The sequence below is a fragment of the Gemmatimonadaceae bacterium genome, from assembly GCA_020846935.1.
Taxonomy (GTDB): Bacteria; Gemmatimonadota; Gemmatimonadetes; order Gemmatimonadales; family Gemmatimonadaceae; genus RBC101.
This window is the reverse complement of the sequence record JADLCY010000001.1, coordinates 716,874-740,991: the sequence shown is the minus strand read 5'-3', so window position 1 is coordinate 740,991 and position 24,118 is coordinate 716,874. Positions and strand designations below refer to the sequence as shown.

Here is a 24,118-nt window from a genome sequence, read left to right as displayed (position 1 = left end):
ATGGTGTCTCGACGCGCGTTCGCTGTCCTTCTCTTCTCCGCCGCAACGGCGTGTGGAGCGACCGTTCCTCGCGCGTCCGCGCCGGACCTCGCCGGCGCCTGGGACTTCTCGGTGGACGTTGGGAGCCGAGTCACGCCGGGTTCGATGACGCTGGCGCGCGCTGGCGCGACGTGGACCGGCGAGCTGCGCGCGGCCGGCCCGAATGCCTTGCCGGTGCGCTCGGCGACAGTGAGCGGGCGTCAGGTCGACCTCGCGGTCGAGTCGCCCGAAGGGCCTGTCACGTTCAGGGGAACGCTCACCCCCGACGGGAACAGCGTTCAGGGCGAGGTCACCTACCACGGCGGCAAGCGCTACCCCATGGTCATGACGCGGCGGTCGCCCAGCGGCACCTGACGCCGCCGAGCGAGCGACGGGACGGTGCCCGATGGGTGCATCGGGATACAAGCGCAGGTGGCAATTCCCCAATGAGGTCCGTGTGATGGCACGCCAGCGACGTGCCGACCGCCGCTCGATGCGCGCGGCGAACATGCGGGAGGAGGTCGCGGAGTGACGGCACACGACCCAAACGAGAACCTGCGCCTCTACAACGAACTGGCGCCGTGGTGGCCACTGCTCTCCGACGCGAAGGACTACGCCGAGGAGGTCGAGTCGTTCCTCACCATGCTCGATCCGGTGGCGGAGGGCACGCGGCCAACGATGCTGGAACTCGGGTCCGGCGGCGGGAACCTCGCGTCGCACATGAAGGCGCACTATGCGCTGACGCTGAGTGACCGATCTCCGGGGATGTTGCAGGCGAGTCGCTCGATCAATCCGGAACTCGAGCACATCGAAGGCGACATGCGCACGCTTCGCCTTGCCCGACAGTTCGACGTGGTGCTGATCCATGACGCGATCATGTACCTCGTCGCCGCGGACGACGTGCGTGCGGCGCTGGCGACGGCGGCGGTGCATTGCCGGCCTGGTGGGCAGGTGCTCGTGGCGCCCGACGTCGTGCGCGAGTCGTACCATCCGGATGCCGACCACGGTGGCGAGGACGGTGATGACGGTCGCGCGCTCCGGTTTCTCGAGTGGAGCCTGCCGGCGGATCCGGACACGTCGTCGTTCGAGGTGGTGTACGCCGTGGTGCGTCGCGAGGCCGACGGATCGATGCGCATGGACCTCGATCGACACCAGCACGGTTTGTTCAGCGAGGCGGAGTGGCTGCGCTTCTTTGACGGGGCCGGGCTGCCAGCCCGCGTCACGATCGATCCATGGATGCGTCACGTGTTCGTCGGGCGTCGAACCTGAGTCATTGTCGTCTGGCTGTGATCGGCGGGCATGGGATCGCTGCCTCGATGGTTGCTGTGCTGCACGTCGTGAGGCTCACGCGGGAGATGCGGTCCGTGTTTGATTGTCGGGTTGTGCCTTGGCGTCTGCATAGGACCTCGACCGACTATCTCAGTCGATGCACCGTGCCGACTGTCCCACGGGTTGGTATCGTCAGGCCTTGAAGGTGAGTGCCATCACGTACAGCCCGAAGCCGAACACGGTGTGGGTTCCAATGCTCTTGAGGCGAGCTCGCCATGGACTCGGTGCCTGCGAGGAGGCGATCCCAAGACCCAGCGCGGGCTGGAGGATGAGGAACGGAAACACCGTGGTGCATTCACCGAAGACCAGCGCAGCAAGCGCTGTCGGGTGTTGCAGCCACCTCGAACCGACCAACCATACGAAGCCAACTGCCAGCGCAGCGCCAATCGCGTAGTGGATCACCCAACCGAACCCGCATTCATGCGCGCATGATGGTGCCGACGTGATGCTGGCGTGCCGGAACACGCCGCGTCGCAGGTGACACACCCATCGCCCGAGCATGCAGAGGTTGAGGGACGAAACGTGGAGGCTTCGCCTGAGCAGCGTGTTCCAAAGGTCGGTCAGAGCGGTCGCGCCGGCTCCGATGAGCGCGGAGGTGAGCATGGTTTCCCCGATCACGAGATGCCTCCTGCAACAACGACTTGTGGCAGCGGACCGCGGGTGGCGCGCCGATCTGACCAAATGGACCATTCGGCAACGAACAGGTTGATGACCCACCCGGCCCCCATCAGCACCGCTCGCCAGGTTTCATCGGGTGTCCCGATCAACAGGACATACGGCAGGTGTGTGAGCACTTGCGTAGCAGCTCCCATGCCGAGGGCGTAAGCGCGCGTCATCCATGCCCCGTGGGCTGGGAACTTCATCTGTGCTGCCGCGCGCACGCCGAGCGCAAGGAACGTCAGCATGCCGGTCCCAGCGAGCAATCGTTCCACGTATACGCCGACGCCGTCACCTGCAGGCCAGGGATAGAACTGCGCCATCCACAGGCCGGAGAGTGCCACGACCAGCCCGCAGGCGCCGAGCACGCGGCCGGCGATGCGGTGCCACTTGTGTCGGCGCAATGCTGGCGCGAACTGGAATGCTCCAAAAATGCTGTAGGGGATTGCTGCGAGGATATGCAACACGACCGGTGCTGGCGCAGCATGGAAGCGCGCGGTGTCGGAATAGCCCGCGGATCCGGTGGCAAGCGCGGCAAGTCGCCACACGCCGGCGAACGTCGGGACGAGGCTCAAGGCGATCAGGAGCGTCGGTGCGCGCCACCCCGGACGCCACGGGGCGAATCCACGCGCGCTCATTGCCGCACCCAACGCAGTCCTGCCATCACCAGCGCATCATGGCGTGTTCTGCCGATGTGTTGGTCACCGGGAGATGCGAAGCCACTGACATAGTCGCGCACTTCGAAACGCAAGCGCAGCCGCCCATCACCCAGTTCCGTGCCAGCGGCGCCATAGGCGGCGATGGTGTGCGTGGCGTGCGCGCGGATCCCGCGGTAGTCGTAGGTCCGGCCACCTGCACCGACACCCATGAAGGGGCGTGCTGTCAGCACTCCCGCACCAAGCGGCGCGCGGCGCCACTCGGCGCCGATGTCGTACATGATGATATCAACGCGCCGCTTCCCGGGCGTCGCCAGGTCGCGGCTGCGCGTCCAACCAACCGTGGTGGTAAAAGCGAGAGTGGGTCGCGACCTCCATGCGAGTTGCGCTGCCGAGTGATCGCCGCGTTTGAGTGCCCGGCCCTGTCCGCCGATCGGGATCAGGGTGCCTGAGGGAAGATTGAACTCCCATCGCGTAGCATGCGGCGCCGCGCCCTGGGCGCCGGCAGGCCCCGGACTGGCGAGGGCGCCGGTCAGCGAGACGATCAGCGCAACCGCCTGCGAGATGAACCGCCCAAACCGGCGATGAACGATGGGGATGACGCCCCAGACCATCGCGACAACCATCATAGGCGCCACCAGCAGCGTCTTCTGCCAGATCGCCCAACCCGCCGTGAGCGGCATGAGCAGGTACAAGATCGCGGTGATCACGGGATATGCGCCCGCCAGCACCAGCAAGGCAAAGCGAGCGGTCGATACGCGAGTAGTACGTCTTTCGGGGTGGGTCATGGAAAGCGGTTTTCAGGTGAGAGGTGTGTTCCCTATGCACCCGAAGGATTTCTCACGGACTGACATGGCGGAAGACGCACGAATTGCACACAATACATGCATGAGACGCCATATCACACGTTCCGCAGGGGGCCCCGCCTCGGTGCCGGACCTGAATCTCCTGGCGACGCTCGACGCCCTTCTGGAGACGGGTAGCGTTGCGCACGCTGCGCGCCGCCTGCGCCTGAGCCCGTCGGCGATGAGTCGTGCCCTTGCGCGCTTGCGCTCGGCCACGGGAGATCCCCTGCTCGTCCGGGCCGGGCGCGGCCTCGTGCCCACACCGCGCGCGATCGAGTTGCGGGAACGGGTGGGACCGCTGCTGCGAGACGTGCAGGCAATCCTCCAGCCAGCCAGGCTTCCGGACCTGCGCGCCGCGACCCGGACGTTCACGATGCGGACCAGTGATGGGTTCGTTGAAAACTTCGGAGGTGCCCTCATGGAGCGGATTGCGAAGGACGCACCGGGTGTCCGACTCCGGTTTGTCCAGAAGGTCAGCAAGGAGAGCGCGTTGCTCCGCGAAGGTGGCGTGGACCTCGAGACCGGTGTGGTCGACAGAGAGATCGGACCTGAAATTCGTACGCAGGGCCTGTTCCGGGATCGTCTCGTGGGGGTGGTGCGAGACGGGCATCCGCTGTCCCGACGACCGGTGACGGCCGTCCGCTACGATGCGGGTCGGCACATCCTCGTGACACGACGGCGGTTGGACGAGGCAATTGGCGATGACGCGATCCTTCGTTCCGGTGGTCGGCGCAACGTGGCCACCATCGTGGCGGGTTTCGGTGCGGCGCTTGCTCTGGCTCGATCGTCGGATCTGATTGCCACCGTCCCGGAACGCCACACGGCCAGCATGCGTGCGGGGATGTTCACCTTTCCGCTGCCGGGCGGTGCGCGGGAGTTCACTGTTTCCCTGCTGTGGCATCCTCGGATGGACGCGGACCCGACCCACCGTTGGCTCCGGGATTGCGTGCGTGAGGCGTGCAAGTCAACGCAGTGACGATGCACTGCCGCCGCTGAAACCGGAGACCTCCCCGCACCAGCAGAGACGCGCGTAGCGTCTGCCCGTGCAGGTGATGAGCGATGTCCATGCGCATCGCTGTGTCTGCTCACGCTCCGAACGTGGGTGCGTCACAGTGTCCATCAGGCGTCGCCCGGGAGTCGCGGTAAGCGCAGGCAGCATCGCGCTGGTGTCAGCGGAGAGGTGTCGAGCAACCTGTCAGGATTCTCACCAACTGGTGTCTGCATGAGACGGAAGCAGATTCCAGCAGCAGGAACCTGAGGTCGCCGCGGCCGCATCGTGGGCGACCTTGCCTGAATCACAGGCCGACGGCAGTGCCGCAGGCGCATGAAGACCATGCATCCCTCGGAGGTGGAAGGTGGTACGCAGCATCAGGGAAGTGGGCTACTGGGCCGGGCTGGCGGCCTGCGCCTCAGCCATTGCGTACGACGTGGTGCAGCTGCTGCAAGTTGGAGGGTGGCTCCGCTTCCCGGCCGACGAGCGCCTGATCTACGGGACATCACTCTGCATCGTGGTGCCTTTCCTCATCGAGATGCTTGCCCTCCACCACCTGACGCCGCGCGAGAGGCAGTTCTGGACGCATGCAGCGCTGGTATTCGCGACGATCTACGCGGTATTCGTGATCGCCAACTATGTCGTGCAGCTCGCGACGGTGGTGCCTGCCAAACTCGATGGGAGCCTCGAGGCGATCCGGGTGCTCGACCAGACACCGCATTCGATGTTCTGGAACTACGACGCGATAGGGTACGTCGCCATGGGCTTTGCTGCCCTTGTGGCTCTGCCGGCGGTCGGCAATGCGGGGTTCGGGCGGTGGGTGCGGCGGTCCCTCATCGCCCACGCGCTCGTGACACCGCTCATCAGCGTTGTGTACTTCTGGCCAACGTACTCCACAAAGCTCTTGTTCCTCGGCTTCCCCTGGGCAATCACGGCGCCACTGTTCATGTTCATGATCGCGGTCATGCTGCGGAGGCCGCAGCCAGGCGAAGAGGTGCGCTGAGCCCGGGAGGCAGAGTCTGTGCAGTGGCGAGTCCATGAAGACTCCGAGTACTGACCCAGGCCTTCCTCGGCCACCGGAGCATCGGAGATGCGAGCGAACCTGCCTGCGCCTTTCACTGGGGCTTCCCAGGTTGGCCCGCTCAACGAAGCCCTCAACCGCCCCGCGCCAGCCGGCTGTCATGGTGGATGTGGAGTCCATGATCCCTGACGAGTGATTTCGAGGCCGACGTCCTGCGCGCTGCCCTCCGCGCCAGGACCACACCATGGCTGACCAGCTCAAGACGTTCTCGCTCCAGGGGCGTCCGCACCCCGCGCAGGATCGGGAAGGCGGGGCTGCTGCGTCACTTGACGTATCGGGCGAGTCTCCCTGCGCGGGTATCGTGGGCTCCAACCCCCGCCGGAGTCCTCCATGCGTCGTCACACCGTCCGTTCGATCGTGTTTGCCGCCCTGCTCACCGCAGTCGCAGAGCCGGCGTGGGCCCAGGCCGTCGAGGTGCAGCCTGGAGCGCGCATTCGCGTGAGCAGTCCGGAGCTCTCGGCCGAAACAGCCACGGTGCTGGAGCGGCACGGGGACACCCTTCGCGTGTTCACCGGTCGTGGTTCGCCGTTCGACCTTCGCATCTCCGAGCTGACCGCGCTCCGGGTGAGTCGGGGGCGAGATCGCTGGCTCGGTGCACGAACCGGGGCGCTGTGGGGTGCGGGGATCTACGCGGGCCTTACGATCTTCACCTATGCGGCGGCTGAAGGGTGTGAGGTCTGCGATCCCAGCGTCGACGGCTCGGACCTCGCGACGTGGATCGCCACGGGCACCATAACCGGTGCGATCATCGGCGCCGCGGTCGGGCGGGAGCGATGGGAGAACGTGCCGCTGGCATCGCGCGGGTCGCTCGAGGTGCGCGCGAGTGCGCGGCGAGTGGGCCTTGGCGTGTTGGTCATGTTCTAGCGATCTTCGGTGGTGCGCCCTCCCGGCAATGCTCGAGGGAGGTCCTGGACCACTGCGACGGGTGGGGTCATACATGGACCATCTGGAGGCGTTCAAGCAGTTGGCGTCGCGGGCCGCCGTGCTTTGTGGCTTTTCCTTCACGTTCCTGGCGCTCTTGCTCGGCCTCAAGGACCACCGTGCGATGGTGAGCGTCCATCGGCATGGCGACGGTCGCGGCAGCGGCCCTCATGCTTCCCACCGTGCTGTTCACCTACCTGTCGTTTGCGTGGAGCGCCGCCCCGGCGCGGGGGAGTGCGGCCTTGGCGTCGGCGTCGCTGGTGGCGGCTGGCGGATTCTTGTTGGCGTGGCGATGTTGCTGGCGAGTCTGGCGGTCTCTGGTTCGATCCATTCGAGGAGAATGGGCTACCTGTCGACCGGCTCCGCATGTGTAGTCGCCGTGGGGATCGTGGCGGGGGTGGTCGCCATGGGTCGTGCCCTGGGCGCGGGCTGACACAATCCTGGTCCCGATACGTCGGCCTGGCCAACGGAGGGTCAGCAACCCATGTCGTCGGCAGCGTTCAGTGTGCGGTTTCGCGCGAAGTTGTGGCGCTATCCGGGCAAGGGGGGGTGGCATTTTGCGCCCGTGCCGGAGAAGTACGCGCCCCCGGTCACTCATGGATGGGGCCGGACCCCCGTGCTCGCGATCGTCGATGGCTACGAGTGGCGCACCAGTGTGTGGCGCGACAAGCGCGGCAGGACGTTGCTGGCGGTTCCGAAGGCGGCGCGCGGGGAGAAAGGCGATGGTGACACGGTGCGGGTGGAAATCCGCTTCTCGGTGTTGTGAGGTTGTGGATCGGAGTACCTGGCGGTTCGCCCTGGGGGGGCGCGGAGCGATTCGGGCTTCGCCGATCATTGCCCTCGCGCCAATCGCCGCCACCCGGATTCTCCAATAGTGCCTTGCGGTGGGACCGGCTCGCGGGGCGCGCTGCGGTCGTCACGCTGTGAGACGAGCAGGCGCGCGCGTCGTGCCGAGCTGCTGAGCGCCAAACCCTTCGAAGGCCCCGATGACCGGTGCTGGGGCCGTCGGCCGACCGGACGACACCACGTCAAGGACTCCCTGACTCACGCACCCGCCTCCCAGCGGTAGACTCGGGTCGTGGACCAGTCGACGGAGGGCCTATGACCCAGGGCACACGCACGTTCCGGGAAGGCATCGTTCTCGGCATCATCGGATACGCCACGGTGGCGGCGTTCTTCGCCATCTTCGACTTCCTTGCCGCCCGGGGCACGCTGTTCACGGTGAACCTGCTCGGCCAGACGGTGTTCCGTGGCGTTCGCGACCCGGCGGTGCTGCAGCTGCCGATCCCCCTCGACATGGTCGCCATCGGCCTGTTCAACGCCCTGCACCTGGTCGCGTCGCTCACCATCGGGCTGATCGTGGCGTGGCTCGTGGCGCACCTCGAAGGCCCACCGGCACAGCGACGCCTCGCGTGGCTGCTCATCGGGGCCGGCTTCTTCGTGACGATCTTCGGGATTGGGCTGCTCTCGGCGTCGTTCAGGGCGCTCTTGCCGTTCTGGTCGGTGGTGCTGGCCAACGTGGCGGCCGTCATCGTGGGCGGTGTGTGGATGCTCAGACACCACCCGCGCGCCCTCGCAAGCTTGCGTCACGTGCTCCCAACGTCGGCAGCGGGCGGAGCGGCACACACCGAGTAGCGGGTGCGCGCGGCCGCGCTGCTGCGAGCGCTCGCGCGGCGGCGAAACGACTCGACGCCCGACGCCGTCCGCGCACGCCTTCGGTTGCTCGAAACGCTCGCGCGACGGAAACTCAGGAGTGCGCGCGCCGTGGCCGCGCTGCACGACGAACTGCTGTTCCTCGTTGCGTTCCCGCACAGCAGGACGCTCACCACCGCCGCACGACGGGCGCTGCGCGGCATCGCCCGGCGAGTGCGCGACCTCTCGCGATCCGAAGCGCGCCGGTTGCAGGACTCGGGCATCGACGGCACGCGGTCGACGCACGCGTTCATGCACGGGGTCGCACGTTGGCTCGTCAGGCAGCGCGAAAGCGTGGTCCCGCGATGGCAACGCGACAAGGACGCGGAACGCCTCGATCCCCTCATCCGGTTGTCGATGCTCCCCGCGGAACTCGACGCGTTCGACGAGTCCGGGCTCTCCACGCGCCAATGGGTGCAGCGCGCCAGCGCGCGACTCGCGGGTGGGGTGGTCGAGTGGCTGGTGGGACCACGGCCACTCGCGACGGATGCCGCCTCACGCGAGCTGTACGAGAACGCCGAGGTGCCGCTCGTGTGGTCGCTGGCGAACTCGCGATGGTCGACGTCGCGGAACGTGGCGCCGGGCATGGGGTGCGGCACGCGGGGCCCGTTTCGCCGAGTGGCAGGCGATCCTGCGGCATTCATCTCGGCGCCGCTCACGGTCGTGCGGCGGGTGGGAGGCAGCGAGGCCCAGGACTGGGTGGACGCATCGCTGGCCGCGCTGGCGGCGCGCTGCCGCGAAGTGGCCGCCATCGCCAATGCCAACCTCGAAGAAGTCTACATTGCCGAGTTTGGTGAAGGCGTTCAGCTGTGCCTGATGGGCGCCGGGCTCGCGGACCGACTCGCACTGGAGGCCAACTACGGCTACGTGATGTTCAGCAACCGCGTACCGATCGGCTACGGTGGGGTCACGGCGCTGGCCAACCAGGCCAACACCGGCATCAACATCTTCGACGCGTTTCGAGGGTCCGAGGCCGCGTATGTGTTCGCCCAGGCGCTGCGCGCCTTTCGTGGACTGTTCGGCGTCGACAGGTTCGTGGTGAGCCCGTACCAGTTTGGGGCAGACAACGACGAGGCGATCCAGTCGGGTGCGTACTGGTTCTACGACCGACTCGGCTTTCGCCGTATCGACGCACGGGCGCGCGTGCTGGCCGATCGTGAACGTCGTCGACTGAAGGCGCCCGGACAGCGATCGACTCCCGCTGTGCTTCGGTCGCTGGCCGGCGGCGACCTGGTGCTGGAGCTCACGAGGACGAGCGCGGTGGCACACGTCGAGGAGCGGCGGCTCGTGGACCTGGGGCTGCGGGTGGCTGCGTCACTCGCTCATGTGCCGGCCGGGGAGCGCATCGTCCACGTCCTCTCGCAGGCGCGACGCCAGAAGCACCGGCTCACGGGCGATCGAACGGCGCTCACACCCAGCGAGCGCCGTGGAGCCGTGCTGCTCGGCCCGCTCCTCGACCTGATCGAGCGCGACGCGTCGCGATGGAGTGCGCGAGATCGGCGCGACCTCTGGAGCGTGGTGCGTGCCAAGGGCATCCTTCAGGAGCGCACGTTCGTGCGTCTGTCACGCACGCACGAACGGCTGTGGCAAGCCATCGGGAGATGCAGGTGACCATGCAGTGCGACGCGGTCTTCAGCGTCAGGCATCGATTCACGGAGAAGTACGGCATGGGGTGGCGCTTCTGGTTCACACGCTTTGCGACTGCGTTCGTCGCCGCGCTGGTGGTGCTCACCGTTGTGCGCGTCGCAAGAGGGAGCTCCTTCATCGACGCCGCGACGTATGGGGCGCTTTGGGGCGCGGTGTTCGCCGCGCTGTTCACCGTCATCGGCTATCTCAGGTTCCGGCGCAACCCGGCGTGCATGCTGCCGCCGCCCCCGCGATCGAACGATGCGTAGCACGTGGCAGTGTCTCCCGACGGCGCAGCCAGTCCGCAGGCGGCGAACCACGCGACACGTCGTGGTCGCCTGCCCTGGTGACACGCGCGGGTCTTGACCGCGGGGCTCCCGGCCGCGAACGTCAGCGCCGTTCAACCCTCGCCTCCCGGGCCGCCTCGGCTCTCAAGGTCGCCCCCCAACAACCCATCGAGCACAACGCCATGAGATGGTGCATCGGGCGACTCGCGTCGCCGCGCAACGTCGTCGCGGCTGCGCTCTCGGCTGGCCTCGCCCTGGGATGCACTGGGTCTGCCTCTCAGCAGCGCCTGTCGCCGACCTCGACGCCGCGGTTTCGCCAAACGGAGCGCATGGTGATGACGTGGGTGCCACCCTACGGCGTTGGTGCCTCTAAAGCGCGCCTGGAGGAGTCGTATGACGGGCTGGGGATGAAGGACGGCCTCACGCACCTCGCGCTCCAGTTCTGGGAGCCGACGGCTGACGGCAGCGGCGTGGCGCGGGTCAAGCGCGGCGACGACACGAGCGACGATGCCGTGCGACGGCTCCGCGACTGGGGCCACGCCAACGGCGTGCGCGTGCTGCTTTGCGTCTACAACTACAACGTGACCACGCAGGCGTGGGACTGGCCCTGGGCGCGGCGGGCGTTCGTGGATCGGCGGGCCGAATTCGTGTCGAGTCTCATCGCCGAAATGGATCGCCTGGGCCTCGATGGGATCGATCTCGACCTCGAAGGCACGGGTGAACTCGACGCCGACAAGGCGCCGTACCTGGAGTTCGTGCGCCTCCTGTCCAGGGAACTGCGCGCGCGTGGCAAGCACCTCACGGTCGACACCTTTGCGTACGTGTGGCACGCGCCCAACCAGTCGTGGTGGAAGGATCTCTTTCCGCTGGTGGACGGAATCAACTCCATGGGCTACGAAGAACTCGGGGCGCACGCCGAGGCGTGGCGCGCGTTCGGCGCGCAGGAGGTGGTGAGCGGGAGCGACGTGGCCAAGCTGATGATCGGAATGCCGGCGCACCGAAATCAGTGGCGCGGGAACGCGTCGATGGAGCACCTGGCGTGGCTGCGCGACTCGGGCAAGGCGGGGTTGTCGCTCTGGGACGCGCAGCTGGGAGGCTCGACGTGGCGCACCCGGGAGGCGTGGGCGGCGATCCAGACGATTCGCGGCGCCAGGTAGCGCCGGCATTCGACGCACGACCTAACGAGAGCGAGGGCAGGCATGAGGCGCGTTCACGCGGCCGCGGCGGTCACCGGCATCTGGCTGGCACTCGGCGCACCGATCGATGCCCAGGCGCAACGCGCCGGGGACGCCACGGGCAAGGTGCAAACGGTGCTGGGCCCGATCGATCCGGCGCAGCTTGGGCACACATTGATGCACGAGCACGTGCTGGCGGACTTCAGTCTGCCGGAAACCGAGCCCGATCGCTGGAAAGCAGCCGGACGCACTCGACCGATCGGAGCCACGGCCGTCAGGCTCTACAACGCCCCGCTCACCATCGACATCCTCTCCGACGTGATGCTGGGCGCCCCAAACCGGGAAAACCAGCTGCTCGACGCCGAGGCGACCGCCGTGGCCGAGCTGGCCGAGTTCAAGCGGCGAGGCGGGACGGCGCTGGTGGACGTGACCAGCATCGGCCTCAGGCGAAACCCCGCTGGTCTGCAGCGGGTGGCGAGGGCCACGGGCGTGCAGCTCGTGATGGGCACGGGCTGGTACCAGGCCGGCTGGTGGCCCACGGGGCTCGGTGACCGCAGCATCGAGAGTCTGGTCGACGAGATGGTTCGCGACATCACGGTGGGCGTGGAAGGCACCGATGTGCGCGCCGGGATCATCGGGGAGGTCGGGATCGCGGGCGGTGCAGACTCTGCGGCGGCCGACCGCGTGCTCCGTGCGGTGGGCCGCGCCAGTCGCGAGACCGGGGCAGCCGTGCTGCTTTCCGGTTCTGCCGGGTTCCGCCAGCACGGCCGCGTGCTCGACGTGCTCCAGTCCGAGGGCGCGGACCTGCGCCGTGCGGTGCTCGGGCACGGGGATGCGTACGCGGGAGACCTCGCCTACCTCAGGCCGTTGCTCGATCGCGGGGCCACGATCGCGTTCGACATGCTCGGCACGCCGCCGCTGGTGACCCGCACGTGGCCGATCGATTCCGAGGTGGCAAGAACGATCGTCGAGCTCGTGAAGGCGGGATACGCCGACCGCATCGTGGTGTCGCAGGGCATCGAGGCGCGCACCAACCTCAAGGCTTACGGTGGCACGGGGTACTCGTTCATCGCGGAGTCGTTCCTGCCTTATCTCAAGCGGCAGGGGCTCACCGACGCACAGCTCAATACGATCGTCGTGGAGAACCCGCGGCGACTGCTCACGCTGGTGGCGCCTCAGGCGTCACGATCCGGCCGAGCCGGAGGGGAGTGAACCATGATCGCACTGAACAGACGTGTGATGGCCGCAGCGGTTGTGGTTGCGGCAGCCGGTGCGGACGCGGTCTCGGCTCAGGGCAGCGCGACGGCGCCAGCGCGCATCCCCAACCTTGCCGGCAAGATCCAGACGGTGACGGGCCCGATCGACCCGTCACGGCTCGGGCCCACGCTCATGCACGAGCACATCTTCATCGACTTCCAGCGTCCGGTGCCGGTGGTGCCGCGCTTTGCGAATGCGGAGGACGCCGAGCTGTACGAGCAGCCGCTGACGATGGAGACGCTGAGTCGCACGCGATATGGACGCGGCGTGAAGGGCAGCAACTTCCTCGGCGACTTCGACGAGTCGTATCACGAAGTCATGGAGTTCAAGAAGGCCGGCGGCGGTGCAATTGTGGACGTGTCGGAGATCGGCCTTGGTCGCGACCCAAAGGCGCTGCGGCAGATGGCGAACGCCACCGGCCTGGACATCGTGATGGGCGCGAGCTGGTACACCAAGTCGTATCATCCCCTCGACATGGACCAGCGCTCGGTCGACGACCTCGCGGCGGTGATCGTCAGGGACATCACGGTCGGCGTGGACGGCACCGGCATCCGTTCCGGCGTGATCGGCGAGATCGGCATCGACGGCGGCCCGCTCACGCCTAACGAGATGAAGGTCATTCGCGCCAGCGCGCGCGCCGCCCGCATCACCGGAGCGCCAATGTCGTTCCATGCCGGTGGCGTCGACGACGAGCGGCTGACCTCGATCGATATCTCGCTCTCGGAGGGCGTGGATCCGTCGCAGATCATCATGGGCCACAGCGGCGGCATCACGCCCAACTTCTCCCTGGTCAAGCGCATCCTGGAAAAGGGTGTCTATCTCCAGATCGATTGGCTCGGCGTGATCACGGGACCGGCGGGCGTGCTGGGCAATCGCAGCGACCGCACCATCGCCTCGGTCATCGTCGAGCTGGTCAGGCTGGGCTACGCCGATCGCATCCTGTTGAGCCACGACATCTGCACCAAGCCGCAGCTCAAGACGTACGGCGGCACGGGCTTCGCCTACATCTCCGAGTACTTTCTGCCCGAGCTCAGGCGCCAGGGGCTGAGCGAAGAAGTGATCAACAAGTTCATGGTGGACAATCCGCGTCGGGCACTCACGTTCGTGGCTCCGCGGCCAGAGATCGCCGCATCCCCGGCCAGCGCACGTCGTTCCTGAGTCTCCTCCGCCCGCTCCACGAACACCATGCATCCAACGAACATCGGGAAGTACCGGATCGTCGGGACGCTGGGAGAGGGCGGCATGGGCACGGTCTACGAGGCGGTGCAGGACCAGCCGCACCGCCGGGTGGCGCTCAAGGTCATTCGTGAGGACTTCCTGTCGCCGCAGCTCGTGCGTCGTTTCGCGCGCGAGTCCGAGGTGCTTGGCCGACTGCAGCACCAGGGCATCGCGCAGATCTACGAGGCGGGTACGGACGAAGGGCCCTACGGCTCGCAGTCCTACTTTGCGATGGAGCTGGTCCGTGGCGAACCGCTGACCACGTACGCCGAACGCAACGGGCTGACGCTCGCTCAGCGGCTGGAGGTGTTCGCGCGCATCTGCGATGCGGTGCACTACGCGCACCAGCAGGGCGTCGTGCATCGCGATCTCAAGCCGGCCAACATCCTCGTCGACGCCGCGGGGCAGCCGAAGATTCTCGACTTCGGGGTGGCTCGGCTCACCGACGCCGACATGCAGGCGACGCGCGCGACCACGGTGGGCGAAGTCGTGGGAACGCTGCAGTACATGAGTCCCGAGCAGGTGAACGCAGACCCGACCGACATCGACGGTCGGAGCGACGTGTATTCGCTGGGTGTGATCCTCTACGAGTTGGTGTCGGGGCGGCTGCCGTACGACCTGAGCCGGAAGATGATCATCGAGGCGGTCCGCGTGATCCTGGTGGACGAGCCCGCCCCACTGAGTTCCATCGATCGGCGCCTGTCGGGTGACGTGGAAGTCATCGTGGCGAAGGCGTTGGACAAGGAGAAGGCACGCCGCTACGACTCGGCGGATCAACTGGCCGGCGACGTGAGACGGTTCCTGCGCGACGAACCGATCGTGGCGCGTCGCGCGAGTGCGGTGTATCAGATGCGCAAGTTCGCGCGCCGAAATCGCGCTCTCGTTGCCGGGATCGGCGCCGCCGGAGTGGTGCTCGTTGCCGGTACGATCGTGAGCACGTATCAGGCGATCCGCGCGCGGGCCGCCGAACGCACGGCCGAGGTGCGACGCGCTGAAGCGGTGGCGGCGAGCACCCTGGCCGAGCGTCGTCGTGCCGTGGCCGATTCAGCACTTCGCGTGGCCGACTCGGCGCGCGCGGAAGCGACGCGCGAACAGGCCGCGGCCGTGGCCAGCGCCGAGCGCGCGACGGGAGAGGCGGCCAAGGCGCAGGCCATCAACACGTTCTTGCAGCGCATGCTCGCCTCATCCGACCCCGCGAACGCGCGCGGGAAGGAAATGAGCGTGCGCGAGCTGCTCGACCGCGCGGCCGCCGACACGTCCACGACGGCGCTCGCCGGACAGCCCGAGGTACGCGCCGCCGTTGCATCGACCATCGGCCGCACGTATTTCAGCCTTGGGCTCTACGATCAGGCAAGGCCGCAGCTCGACAGCGCGTACACCATTCGTCGCCGCGTGCTGGGCGCGACCGATCCCTCGGTCGCCGAGAGCGCCGACGAACTGGGGAAGCTGGCCCAGGCCACCGGTGACTATCCCCTGGCCGAGCGTCGACTGAATGAGGCGCTCTCGCGCATGCGCGGGACGATGCGGCCCGACGACGATCGCATCACCAGCTCGCTGCAGGCGCTTGGTGACGCCCGGTACATGCAGGGGGACTTCCCGGGCGCCGAGAAGCGGTATCGCGAGGCGCTGCAGCTCACCCGTCGGCGACACGGCGGCACCGGCCTCGAAGTCGCTCAGCGCCTCAAGGCGTTAGGCACGTTCTTCAGCTACACCGCGCGTTCACCCGAAGCGCTGCCGTTGCTCGAGGAGTCGCTGGCCATCGTGCGCCGCGTGTACGGCACGAACCACCCGACCGTGGTCGAGGGCATGATCAGCCTCGCCGACGCCTATCTCTACAAACCGGACAACGCCAACGCGGAGAAGACCGTCCGGGAGGCGCTCCCCATCGCCCGCACGCTTTACGGTGCCGAACATCCGCAGATCGCCAACATCCAGGGGCGTCTGGGTACGGCGCTGGTGGCGCAGCGCAAACTCGAGGAGGCAGAGGAACCCATCCGCGCATCGCTCGATATGCGGGAGAAGCTGCTTGGCGGCGACCATCCGGACGTGCAGCTCTCGCGTACGGAGCTGGCCAGGCTGTTTCAGGCCCAGGGTCGCTTTGACGAAGCCGACACGCTGTTCCAGAAGGCGCTGGCGTCGCGCCGATCGGTGCTCGGCAACAGCAGTCCGGCCGTTGCCGCCACGTTGATGGACCTGGGGATCCTCGCCAGTCGGCGCGAGGATTGGCCCGCGGCCGAAGTGAGATTGCGCGAGGCCATGCCACTCTGGAAAGCTGCCGGTATCCAGGACCAGGCGCTGTACGCTCAGGCCGAACTGGGCTGGGCGCTGCAGAAGCAGGGCAAGTACGACGAGGCGGAGACGATGCTCAACGAGGCCCTGGCTGGTCGGCGGGCGGCGTTTGGGCCGGAACACTGGTCGGTCGGCGACACGTACGAAAAGCAGGCCGCGATCGCCGTCGCACGCGGGCGACCTGCCCGCGCCGAATCGCTCTCGGTCCTCGGTCTCGACATTCGCCGCAAGGTGTATGGACCCCGGAGTGCACAGGCGGGCATACAGTTGGCCAACCTCGCGGCCGCGATCGAGGCGACGGGCGACACCACGCGCGCGATCCCGCAGCTGGAGGAAGCGATGTCGATCCTGTCGAATCGTCCGCCGACCGACGCCATCATCATCGGGGTGCGCCGCGCGATGGCGATCGACCTCTGTGCGACCGGCGCCGTGCAACGCGGGAACGCGATGATCCGGGAGAGCCTGCCGTACCTGCCGCGCGACTCGACCCAGGCCCTGCCATTGCGCGTGCGGGGCGTGCTGGGGTTCTGCCTGACGAGGGCCGGGCAGTACGGCGAAGCGGAGCCGATTCTCCTGTCGACGGAGAGTGGACTGCGCACTCTCGGTGCGCCAGCCGCACCGGCGTGGAAGATCAATGCGGTGTGGCTGGCCAATCTGTATGAACGGTGGGGCAAGCCCGAGCAGGCAGGCGTGTGGCGAGCGCGTGCCGCGCAGGGGAGATAGTGCGCACGTCGCATGTCCGTCGATCGAGCGAGGGCCATGAGGCCGTCGACGGCCGTGCTGGTCTGTACCGGTATCGGAGCAACTCATGATGGGAGCGCGCGCCAGGTCACGAGCCGCGACTGCACACCGTTGGTTGGGGATTGTGCTGAGTCTGCCGCTGCTGGCGTGGATCGCGTCGTCGGTGGCGATGATGCTCGTCACGATGAACGCCGGCCCCAACGGACTGGCCGGGAACTACACCATCAACGCGCACAACTCGGTGGACGTCCCGCTCGGCTCGGCGCGGATCACGCCCAACGAACTCCTGCGTCGCCTGGCGAGTGAGCACGGGCTCCGCCGCGTCTACTCTGTGCGATTGCAGCCGCGCGGGAACGAGCTGTGGTACACCGTGAAGCCGACTCCGTCGGCGCTGGCCATGACCTTCGACGCGATGACCGGCGCGCGGCTCGATCCGTTGTCGGATGAACGATTGGCGCTCGTGGCAGGTGAGGCTCTCGCCGGCTCGCGCTTCGTGCGGTTGGAGGAGGCGCCCGAGTACAACCGCTACTACGATGTGAGCCGTGTGCCGGCCGTCCGCGCCACGGTGGACGGCGATCAGGCGGCGACGCTGGTGCTTTCGCGCGACGAAGGGCGCACGCTCAGGCGGATGAATGCGGGTTCAGGCCGGTTCGAGTGGTGGTACCGTACGCTGCACGTGAATCAGCTGAGCGATCATCTGATGGTGTGGACGACCATCCTGCTCACGTGTGCGACCGGTGTGATCGTGCTGGTGTTCCTTGGATATCAACTGTTCTGGTGGCGACGCACGCGGGCGACCGTGACCGGTGGATCGGACGGGCTGGGCGCGCGAACGCTGCACCGTCGGGCCGGCCTCGTGGTGGGTGGTCTGCTCGCGCTGGAAATGGGTGCGGGGATCTACATGTGGATCTGCTTCGGTCCCATGGAGGATCCATTCCGCGGCAAGGCCAGCATCAATCGCGCATGGGCGGCCGGCATACCGACCACACATGGGCTCGCGGAACCGGGCACCGTGCTGCAGGCAACGGGCGCGTCGGACGCCCCTGGCTCGCGCCCGGTGCAAGCGATCGAGTGGCGCAGGCTCGGCGATCGTGACACCTGGATCGTGGTGCGGAACCTGAGCGAACTCGGAGACGTCCACGACGCCGCAACGGGTGAGCGCACGGAACGGATACCCGTTGAGCTGGCTGGGCTCGTCGCCCGGCAGGAGACGGTCGGTGAGCCTGTGTACTTCTACGTCGGCGAATCCTCGCAGCTGTGGATGGATCTCAACACGCAGGTGAGTGCGTACCGTTTTCGATTCGAGGATCCCGACCGCAGCGACGTGTACGTGGCGATGGCCAACGGCCAGGTGCTGCAACGTCGGTCGGCGTTCTGGCGGCGGTTTGGCCCGTATCTCGACCTGCACATGTTCGCCATCACCGGTCGTGGCGGCATCGACATGGTGCTGCTGGGACTCTTCGAACTCGGCGTGATCGTGTCGGTCCTCACCGGCATGTTCCTGCAGTTCGCTCCGCTCAAGCGCGACCCGAACCGAGCATGACTCGATCCACGCTCCCTCGCCACGCCAGGATGGCTCGCGCCGATGTGCTTGCACTGGCCGTCGGCATCGCTCTCTTCCTTGGCGGCCTCACGTTCTTCGTGTGGCGAGTGATCGAAGGCGCCCAACGCGAGACCCGCATCACCCCCGCGGAGGCGTCTCCCGTCGCCCTGGGCTGACGCGCGCTCGTTGGTGCACCATGGCGGGCGCGGCGACTGTGGCACTGCATGATGGCGACAACCAGGAGTGGGAGCACGCTGCCTTGAGCGCGGCACGGTTTTCAGCTAGCGTTGCCCCCGTTCGACCCAACTACCCCGAGGAGGGCGTGCCGTGAGACGCTTGTTGACCACCGCTGCCGTCGCAGCATCTGTTGTGTTGTCCGCGCCGCTGGCGGCGCAGGGGCCCGGCCCGCGCCCGGGGACCGCCATGGTGTCGGGCGAGAACCCCTACATCCGGCTGCTCGACAAAGCCGGCGGCAAGACGCTCACGTCCGTGAGCTTCTGGCGCGTGCACTGGAGTCCGGTCGGTACGGGCCACGTGTGTTTTGTCACCGTTGGAGAGGCGGGCGAGGCCGGCCAGGTACGGGTGGCCCTGTACGACAACGAGCGGCTCTACCAGTACATGGTGAACGACATCCTCAGGCACACGAGCCCGGCCTACACCGAGCGTCCGTTCACCGCGGTTGGCGGGGCGACCTTCGTTCCTGGCGGCGATGGGATTCGCGAGCGCACCGAGTCGTGTCGCGGCCCCGGCTACGACATCCGGCTGGCCTGGCACGATCTGCAGGCCGCGGAGCTGATCGACATCCTGCCGGGTTCGCGGCCCACGAATCCGTTTGGGCTGACGTTCCTCCGCATCAACGGCACCTCGGCCGACGTGACCATCAACGGCACGCGCGCGCCCGGCACGTCGTTCGGCGGATCGGCCCTGGCCTTTGGCGAGAGCTGGCTGAAGAAGTAGCACCCGCTCCGTCGCTGCCTCGCGCACACGGTGGCGAGGCGCGGCGGGACGGCCGGCGAGGGCCCGGCGCCTAACGACCGTGACCCCCGCGAACCGGTCGGCGACGGCCGCCGCGCCGCACGGCGACCGCCGACCGGCCTACCGACGGCCGATGCGGACGCGCCAGACCTCGGGACCTTCGGCTTCGTACGTCCACTCGAACTGCTCGGGACGTTCGGCAGCAAACTGGTAGCGCAGGGGCCGAGGGTCGTGATCGTTGATGATGACCATCGCCTGCCCGGCGGTGAGCGCGTCGAAGGTCCTGAAGATCGTGGGGTGCTTGTCGCGGGGTGGGATGAGGCGGACGTCGAGTTCCATGGTCAACTCCTTCGAAAGGTGAATTGCGCGTCAGGCGCGCCAGAACCACACGGACCAGTCGTCCGGTGCGTGGGAGCGGGAGGTGTGCGTGAAGCCACGTTCGCCGAGCACGGCGAACAGGGGGACGGGTTCGAAGATGGCGCGCAGGTGGAGCACCGCCCCGGGTTCGAGCTTCGCGACCGCTCCCATGATCTTCGAAAATGGTTCGCGGCCGGAGCGCAGGTCATCGCGAACATCGAGTTCGACGACGGGCGCCGAGGGCGGGGGAGCGGGAGTGGTGTGGGTCATGAGGTGACTCCGATGGGGCGGCCGACGGCAACACGCAGCATCTGGCTGGCGAAGATCAGCGCGCCGGTGAAGTAGAGCGCCGCGCCGCTGACGGCGACGGTCGCCAGGCCCAGCAAGGTCGCCGTGATGAGGGCCACGAGGCCGGCGCCCATCAAGGCGAGTTGCACCTGTGCGGTGCGCGCCGAGTACAGCTGCGCAACTGTTGGCGCGCTGGCCTGGCCCACCATTCCCTGATAGCGCACGGTCCAGGCGAGCAAGGGAATGATCTTGTACAGAAAGCCGATCACGTAGGTGACGACGCCACCGAGCAGGCCGGCGAGCACGTAGGCCGTGGCAACCCGCGTGGACGAGGCGCCGCGCACGAGCAGGATGGGGCCGAGTACACCCGCGGCGGCGAGGAACGCCAGCGCCGTGGCCGCGAAGCGCATGCCGACGTCGATCTGCTTGCGCACCCGGACGCGGTAGAAGGCCCACGCCTGCCTGACGAAGCAGGCCACGCCGGCTTCGAGCAACACGACGGCCACCCAGACCAGCGCAGGCAGCGACAGTGTAGTGCCAAGGGCAAACGCCGTCACTCCCGCGGCGAGCAGCACGATCGCCCGCCGGGTCCAGCGCGTATCGGCGCCGTGCGCGAGCAGGAACATCGGCAGCAGCCGGTGCGACACGCCGACGATCATCATGAGTGCCCAACCCACGATCGCCATGTGCAGATGAGTCGCGAGGACACGCACGCGCGCGGCCGCGATGAAGCCGGTATGCACGTTATGCAGCAGCACCACGCCCAGGATGAGCGTCGATACGAGGAACGCCATGGCGAGCGCGATCGCCACCCACGTTTCGTCGCGCGAACGCGCGCGAGGCAGCGTCGCCGCAAGATTGGTCACGGCCAGGACGATGCCCAGCGTCAGCAGCGCAATACCCGCGTGCGTCGCCCACACCGAACCCGCAGCCACGCCACATGCAAACGCGCCCGCGCCGGGCGCCAGGGCGGCGAAGCTCACGTGGGCCATGCGCGGCCAGCGCAGCGGTGCTCCCAGCGCCACCGGCACCAGTTGATACAACGCCCCGAAGATCGTCATCGTGAGCCAACCGAGCGTGAACAGGTGCGCGACGCCGGTCACGTGCGGAGCGAGGTAGTTGCCGGCCGCCAGTTCGGGAGCGATCCACACCAGCCCGACCGAGCCGCTGACCAGGTACGCGATGGCCGCGGCGAAATGCTTGCCGGCCAGCTTTGCCGAGGCGGTCGTGGGCGACGCAGCGGCGGCGCCGGGAACGGTCGCTGCCGCCGCCCCGTGCGACGCCATCGGACGCGCGCTCGACGTCATTGCACCGCGGCCGGCACGCGTTGCCAGCCCAGGGCGCTCGCCACACCGGTCGCGACGTGATCGAACGCAAGCGCGGTGTCGCTCCCGGGGCGACCGACCATCGACGGCACGCCGCGGTCACCTTCGGCCACGATGCTCTCGTCGAACGGAATCTCGCCCAGCAACACGGTCTCCAGCTCGGCGGCGATCGTCAGGCCCGCCCCGCGTCCGAACGGGCCGCTCATGTTCTCGACAATGCCAAGCAACGGTACCTCCAGCGACCGGAACATCTCGGCGGCCTTGCGCGCCTCGGCGATCGCAACGCGTGCGGGCTGCGTGACCACGACGGCGCCCGAGAGCGCCACCGATTGCGCGAGACTGAGCGGCACGTCGCCGGTGCCGGGCGGAAGGTCGACCACCAGAATGTCGAGTTCCGGCCACGCCACGCCGCGCGCGAACTGCTTCACGGCCTTGGACACCATCGGGCCTCGCCAGATGGCCGGTGAACCCTCGCCAAGGAAGAACCCGAAGCTCACGAGCGGCAGCCCATGCGCTTCGAGCGGCATGATGTGCTTCTCCGACGACATGCGAACCTGACGTGCCCCGTCCTCGATCCCGAGCAGGATCGGAAGGCTCGGGCCGTAGATGTCCGCGTCGAGCAGGCCGGTGCGCAATCCCTCCTTCGCGAGCGCGAGCGCGAGGTTCACGGCGACCGTGCTCTTGCCTACACCGCCCTTGCCGGCGCCGACGGCAATCACGTGTTGCACCGTCGCCAGCCGAGCCTGATCACCCCAGGGATCCCTGGCGCCGGGAGCGGTGGCGGCCACGGGTGCCGGGTCGCGAATCTCGATCGCGAGACTCACTGCGCCCAGAGGTTCCAGCACATCCCACATCGCTTTCTCGATACGCGCCGGGATCGACGCATCGGTGGTGCGCAGGCCGAGTACGACCTTCACGCGGCCGTCGCAGACGCTCACGTGCTGCACCATGCCGAACGAAACGAGATCCCGCGAGAGGCCGGGATAGCTGACGGACCTGAGGGCGTTGGTCACACCGGCGTGGGTCAGCGCGGTGCCCTCCACGGGAGACGTTGGGGACGTGTTCATGTCCCGAAGGCTCACCATCCGTCAGGCCCCGAGGTGTGACGGATGTCTCAGCGCCGCGGGTTCACCCCTCCCGGCCCGGAGCCAGGGCGCGCAGGCCGGCTACGTCGGGGATGAGCAGCCGCCGATGGCTCGCCGTCCGTATCAATCCGCGTCGCCGGAGTTCCTTCATGGCCCGCGACACCGACTCGCGCGCGGTTCCGATTTCGTGCGCGATCTCCTCCTGCGTGCGGTCGAGTTCGATCTCCGTGCCCGCAGGCGTCACCACGCCACTGCGTTCGGCATATCCGACGAGGAGCAGGGCGAGGCGCGCTGCCACGTCGCGGAATGCGAGCGTTTCGGCGAGATGCACCAGCTGCCGCAGCCGTCGGCCCAGCGCGCGGATGACGGCCTGGGCGATGTCCGGCTGCGAGCGATACAGGAACTCGAAATCGGCGCGTGGCAGGAACACCAGCCGGCTGTCTTCGATCGTGACTGCCGACGCAGGGTAGGGACCGCCGTCGAACAGCGGAAGCTCGGCGACCGCGCGGCCTTCGCCCTCCACGTGCAGCACCTGCTCGCGGCCGGCCGCGTCGGTGCGGTAGATGCGCACTCGGCCGGATTCGACCATGTACAGTCCGCGACACGGCTCGCCAGTGGTGAACAGGACCGTGCCAGCCGGGTGCGCGCGCGTGACGCATCGATTCGCGAGCGCCGAGAGTGCGTGGTCGGACAGCTCGGCGAACAGCGGAATCCGGCGCAGCAGGGCGGTGGGCATCGGTTCGGCCGCGGGCATGGCGGGAAGATACGCGGAGATACGCGCGCCTCCATCTGTCCCTGTGACAACCGTCACGCGTGGCCACGGTCAACCGGGCGAGCTTTCGTCAACTCCTGCCTGCCGGCTTTCCGGGAGATTCATGGAAACTGCGTCGACCGCCTCAACCATCTGGACCGCCCTGTCGACCGTGATCGACCCCGAACTCGGGCGCGACATCGTGACGCTTGGGTTGGTGTACGATGTGGCAGTCGATCACGACACCGCGCGCGTGACGTACACGCTGACCACACCCGGCTGCCCGCTCGAGCGCCTCATCACCGATGGCATCCGATCGGCGGTGGCGCAGGTGAATGGAATCGCGCGCGTCGACACCAACCTCGTGTGGGATCCGGCGTGGCATCCCGGCATGATTGCACCAGGCGCATTCCCCCAATGACCGTTGAACCATCCACGATGACCACGACGCTTCCCATCGACCCGGCGCTGACCATCAATGAAGTGGTCGCCCGACATCCGGAGACCATTCCGGTATTCAATCGCCTTGGCCTGGACACCTGTTGCGGAGGTGGCGTGAGCCTCACCGACGCGGCGCGCCGCGACGGCCTGGACCTGGCGGCGCTGCTCGTTGCACTGAGCAACGCGCGAAGCGGCGCATGAAGACCTACGATGCCTCCGCCCTTGCGGCGAATGCGGTGAGCGCGCGGCCTGATCGACCGGCCATGACGCTCGTCCACGACAGCCCCGACGTCCGCGTTGCGCTCTTCCGGATCGAACCGGGGCAGCAGGTCGCGGTCCACACGAGCCCCTCCAGCGTGCTGCTGCACGTCGTGTCGGGGAGCGGCATCGTGTCCGGAGCGGACGGAGTCGAGCAGCGAGTGAGTGCGGGAGCGATCGTGACCTATGAGCCCGGCGAACCCCACGGGATGCGCGCGGACAGCGAAACCTTCACGCTGGCGGCGACGATCGCTCCGCGCCCGGCGGCCCGCTGACTTCGGCGTCGAGGCTGGTAGGCGCAGTCGGCCGGAG

Annotated in this window: 28 protein-coding genes; 20 read left to right on the top strand and 8 right to left on the bottom strand. The window is 67.7% G+C overall.

Translation table 11 applies throughout. From position 1 onward, the window contains the following. Both IT361_03085 and IT361_03080 read left to right on the top strand, forming a co-directional pair. Positions 1 to 393 carry a hypothetical protein gene (locus tag IT361_03085; protein ID MCC6316652.1) on the top strand — a complete coding sequence of 131 codons (393 nt, stop codon included), beginning with the start codon at positions 1 to 3 and terminating at the stop codon, positions 391 to 393. A gap of 153 nt (positions 394 to 546) precedes the next feature. Further along, positions 547 to 1,287 (top strand): class I SAM-dependent methyltransferase, encoded by a 741-nt coding sequence (locus tag IT361_03080; protein ID MCC6316651.1) that lies wholly within the window; start codon positions 547 to 549, stop codon positions 1,285 to 1,287. Positions 1,288 to 1,479: 192 nt separating this feature from the next. Here the strand turns inward: IT361_03080 and IT361_03075 are convergent, their stop codons facing one another. The 3 genes from IT361_03075 to IT361_03065 are packed head-to-tail and all read right to left on the bottom strand — an operon-like array spanning position 1,480 to position 3,370. Next, the gene (locus IT361_03075; protein MCC6316650.1) at positions 1,480 to 1,950 is read right to left on the bottom strand and encodes a DUF2938 domain-containing protein; all 471 of its coding nucleotides are present in this window, start codon (positions 1,948 to 1,950) and stop codon (positions 1,480 to 1,482) included. Between the two features lie 11 nt (positions 1,951 to 1,961). Further along, a complete protein-coding gene (locus tag IT361_03070; protein ID MCC6316649.1) occupies positions 1,962 to 2,642 on the bottom strand; it encodes a DUF2306 domain-containing protein in 681 nt (226 codons plus the stop codon). Next, on the bottom strand, positions 2,639 to 3,370 hold the full coding sequence (locus tag IT361_03065) for a hypothetical protein (GenBank protein ID MCC6316648.1): 732 nt from the start codon (positions 3,368 to 3,370) through the stop codon (positions 2,639 to 2,641). The genes IT361_03070 and IT361_03065 overlap by 4 nt, the downstream gene beginning before the upstream one ends. Positions 3,371 to 3,548: 178 nt before the next feature. Between IT361_03065 and IT361_03060 the strand changes: the two genes are divergently transcribed. From IT361_03060 to IT361_02990, 15 genes are all read left to right on the top strand, one after another. After that, positions 3,549 to 4,481 carry a LysR family transcriptional regulator gene (locus IT361_03060; protein MCC6316647.1) on the top strand — a complete coding sequence of 311 codons (933 nt, stop codon included), beginning with the start codon at positions 3,549 to 3,551 and terminating at the stop codon, positions 4,479 to 4,481. Between the two features lie 379 nt (positions 4,482 to 4,860). After that, positions 4,861 to 5,499, top strand: a complete 639-nt coding sequence (locus IT361_03055; GenBank protein ID MCC6316646.1) for a hypothetical protein — start codon at positions 4,861 to 4,863, stop codon at positions 5,497 to 5,499. Between the two features lie 408 nt (positions 5,500 to 5,907). Further along, the gene (locus tag IT361_03050) at positions 5,908 to 6,441 is read left to right on the top strand and encodes a hypothetical protein (GenBank protein ID MCC6316645.1); all 534 of its coding nucleotides are present in this window, start codon (positions 5,908 to 5,910) and stop codon (positions 6,439 to 6,441) included. A 73-nt stretch (positions 6,442 to 6,514) separates the two neighbouring features. Then, positions 6,515 to 6,931, top strand: coding sequence for a hypothetical protein (locus IT361_03045; GenBank protein ID MCC6316644.1), 417 nt, complete (start codon positions 6,515 to 6,517; stop codon positions 6,929 to 6,931). A gap of 51 nt (positions 6,932 to 6,982) precedes the next feature. Next, positions 6,983 to 7,264 carry a DUF1905 domain-containing protein gene (locus IT361_03040; GenBank protein MCC6316643.1) on the top strand — a complete coding sequence of 94 codons (282 nt, stop codon included), beginning with the start codon at positions 6,983 to 6,985 and terminating at the stop codon, positions 7,262 to 7,264. Positions 7,265 to 7,599: 335 nt separating this feature from the next. Beyond that, positions 7,600 to 8,133: a hypothetical protein gene (locus IT361_03035; GenBank protein MCC6316642.1), complete on the top strand. Its 534-nt coding sequence runs from the start codon at positions 7,600 to 7,602 to the stop codon at positions 8,131 to 8,133. A gap of 3 nt (positions 8,134 to 8,136) precedes the next feature. Then, positions 8,137 to 9,801 (top strand): hypothetical protein, encoded by a 1,665-nt coding sequence (locus tag IT361_03030; protein ID MCC6316641.1) that lies wholly within the window; start codon positions 8,137 to 8,139, stop codon positions 9,799 to 9,801. Further along, positions 9,798 to 10,085, top strand: coding sequence for a hypothetical protein (locus IT361_03025; protein MCC6316640.1), 288 nt, complete (start codon positions 9,798 to 9,800; stop codon positions 10,083 to 10,085). The genes IT361_03030 and IT361_03025 overlap by 4 nt, the downstream gene beginning before the upstream one ends. A gap of 347 nt (positions 10,086 to 10,432) precedes the next feature. Next, positions 10,433 to 11,260, top strand: a complete 828-nt coding sequence (locus IT361_03020; GenBank protein ID MCC6316639.1) for a hypothetical protein — start codon at positions 10,433 to 10,435, stop codon at positions 11,258 to 11,260. A 42-nt stretch (positions 11,261 to 11,302) separates the two neighbouring features. Further along, positions 11,303 to 12,490, top strand: a complete 1,188-nt coding sequence (locus IT361_03015) for a phosphotriesterase (protein MCC6316638.1) — start codon at positions 11,303 to 11,305, stop codon at positions 12,488 to 12,490. 27 nt (positions 12,491 to 12,517) lie between these two features. Further along, positions 12,518 to 13,693, top strand: coding sequence for an aryldialkylphosphatase (locus IT361_03010; GenBank protein MCC6316637.1), 1,176 nt, complete (start codon positions 12,518 to 12,520; stop codon positions 13,691 to 13,693). A gap of 27 nt (positions 13,694 to 13,720) precedes the next feature. Then, the gene (locus IT361_03005) at positions 13,721 to 16,765 is read left to right on the top strand and encodes a serine/threonine protein kinase (GenBank protein MCC6316636.1); all 3,045 of its coding nucleotides are present in this window, start codon (positions 13,721 to 13,723) and stop codon (positions 16,763 to 16,765) included. Between the two features lie 142 nt (positions 16,766 to 16,907). Beyond that, entirely contained in the window at positions 16,908 to 18,326 is a 1,419-nt protein-coding gene (locus IT361_03000) for a hypothetical protein (GenBank protein MCC6316635.1), read from the top strand. Next, positions 18,323 to 18,502: a hypothetical protein gene (locus IT361_02995; GenBank protein MCC6316634.1), complete on the top strand. Its 180-nt coding sequence runs from the start codon at positions 18,323 to 18,325 to the stop codon at positions 18,500 to 18,502. Before IT361_03000 ends, IT361_02995 begins: the two co-directional genes overlap by 4 nt. A 151-nt stretch (positions 18,503 to 18,653) precedes the next feature. After that, positions 18,654 to 19,283, top strand: a complete 630-nt coding sequence (locus tag IT361_02990; GenBank protein ID MCC6316633.1) for a hypothetical protein — start codon at positions 18,654 to 18,656, stop codon at positions 19,281 to 19,283. Positions 19,284 to 19,421: 138 nt separating this feature from the next. Here the strand turns inward: IT361_02990 and IT361_02985 are convergent, their stop codons facing one another. The 5 genes from IT361_02985 to IT361_02965 all read right to left on the bottom strand — a co-directional run bounded on the left by IT361_02985 (position 19,422) and on the right by IT361_02965 (position 23,110). Then, entirely contained in the window at positions 19,422 to 19,640 is a 219-nt protein-coding gene (locus IT361_02985) for a DUF2249 domain-containing protein (protein ID MCC6316632.1), read from the bottom strand. Positions 19,641 to 19,670: 30 nt separating this feature from the next. Further along, a complete protein-coding gene (locus IT361_02980) occupies positions 19,671 to 19,928 on the bottom strand; it encodes a DUF2249 domain-containing protein (protein ID MCC6316631.1) in 258 nt (85 codons plus the stop codon). Further along, positions 19,925 to 21,232, bottom strand: a complete 1,308-nt coding sequence (locus IT361_02975; GenBank protein MCC6316630.1) for a hypothetical protein — start codon at positions 21,230 to 21,232, stop codon at positions 19,925 to 19,927. Before IT361_02975 ends, IT361_02980 begins: the two co-directional genes overlap by 4 nt. 17 nt (positions 21,233 to 21,249) lie before the next feature. Then, positions 21,250 to 22,338, bottom strand: a complete 1,089-nt coding sequence (locus IT361_02970; GenBank protein ID MCC6316629.1) for an Mrp/NBP35 family ATP-binding protein — start codon at positions 22,336 to 22,338, stop codon at positions 21,250 to 21,252. Positions 22,339 to 22,399: 61 nt separating this feature from the next. Further along, positions 22,400 to 23,110, bottom strand: a complete 711-nt coding sequence (locus IT361_02965; protein MCC6316628.1) for a Crp/Fnr family transcriptional regulator — start codon at positions 23,108 to 23,110, stop codon at positions 22,400 to 22,402. 121 nt (positions 23,111 to 23,231) lie between these two features. Here IT361_02965 and IT361_02960 point away from each other — a divergent pair, with 121 nt between their 5' ends. From IT361_02960 to IT361_02950, 3 genes are read left to right on the top strand one after another with little or no spacing between them, the layout of a single operon-like run. Then, complete coding sequence (locus IT361_02960; GenBank protein ID MCC6316627.1) at positions 23,232 to 23,528, top strand: metal-sulfur cluster assembly factor; 297 nt, start codon at positions 23,232 to 23,234, stop codon at positions 23,526 to 23,528. A 17-nt stretch (positions 23,529 to 23,545) separates the two neighbouring features. Continuing rightward, entirely contained in the window at positions 23,546 to 23,749 is a 204-nt protein-coding gene (locus IT361_02955; protein ID MCC6316626.1) for a DUF542 domain-containing protein, read from the top strand. Next, entirely contained in the window at positions 23,746 to 24,081 is a 336-nt protein-coding gene (locus IT361_02950; protein ID MCC6316625.1) for a cupin domain-containing protein, read from the top strand. Before IT361_02955 ends, IT361_02950 begins: the two co-directional genes overlap by 4 nt. The last annotated feature ends 37 nt before the right edge of the window (positions 24,082 to 24,118 follow it).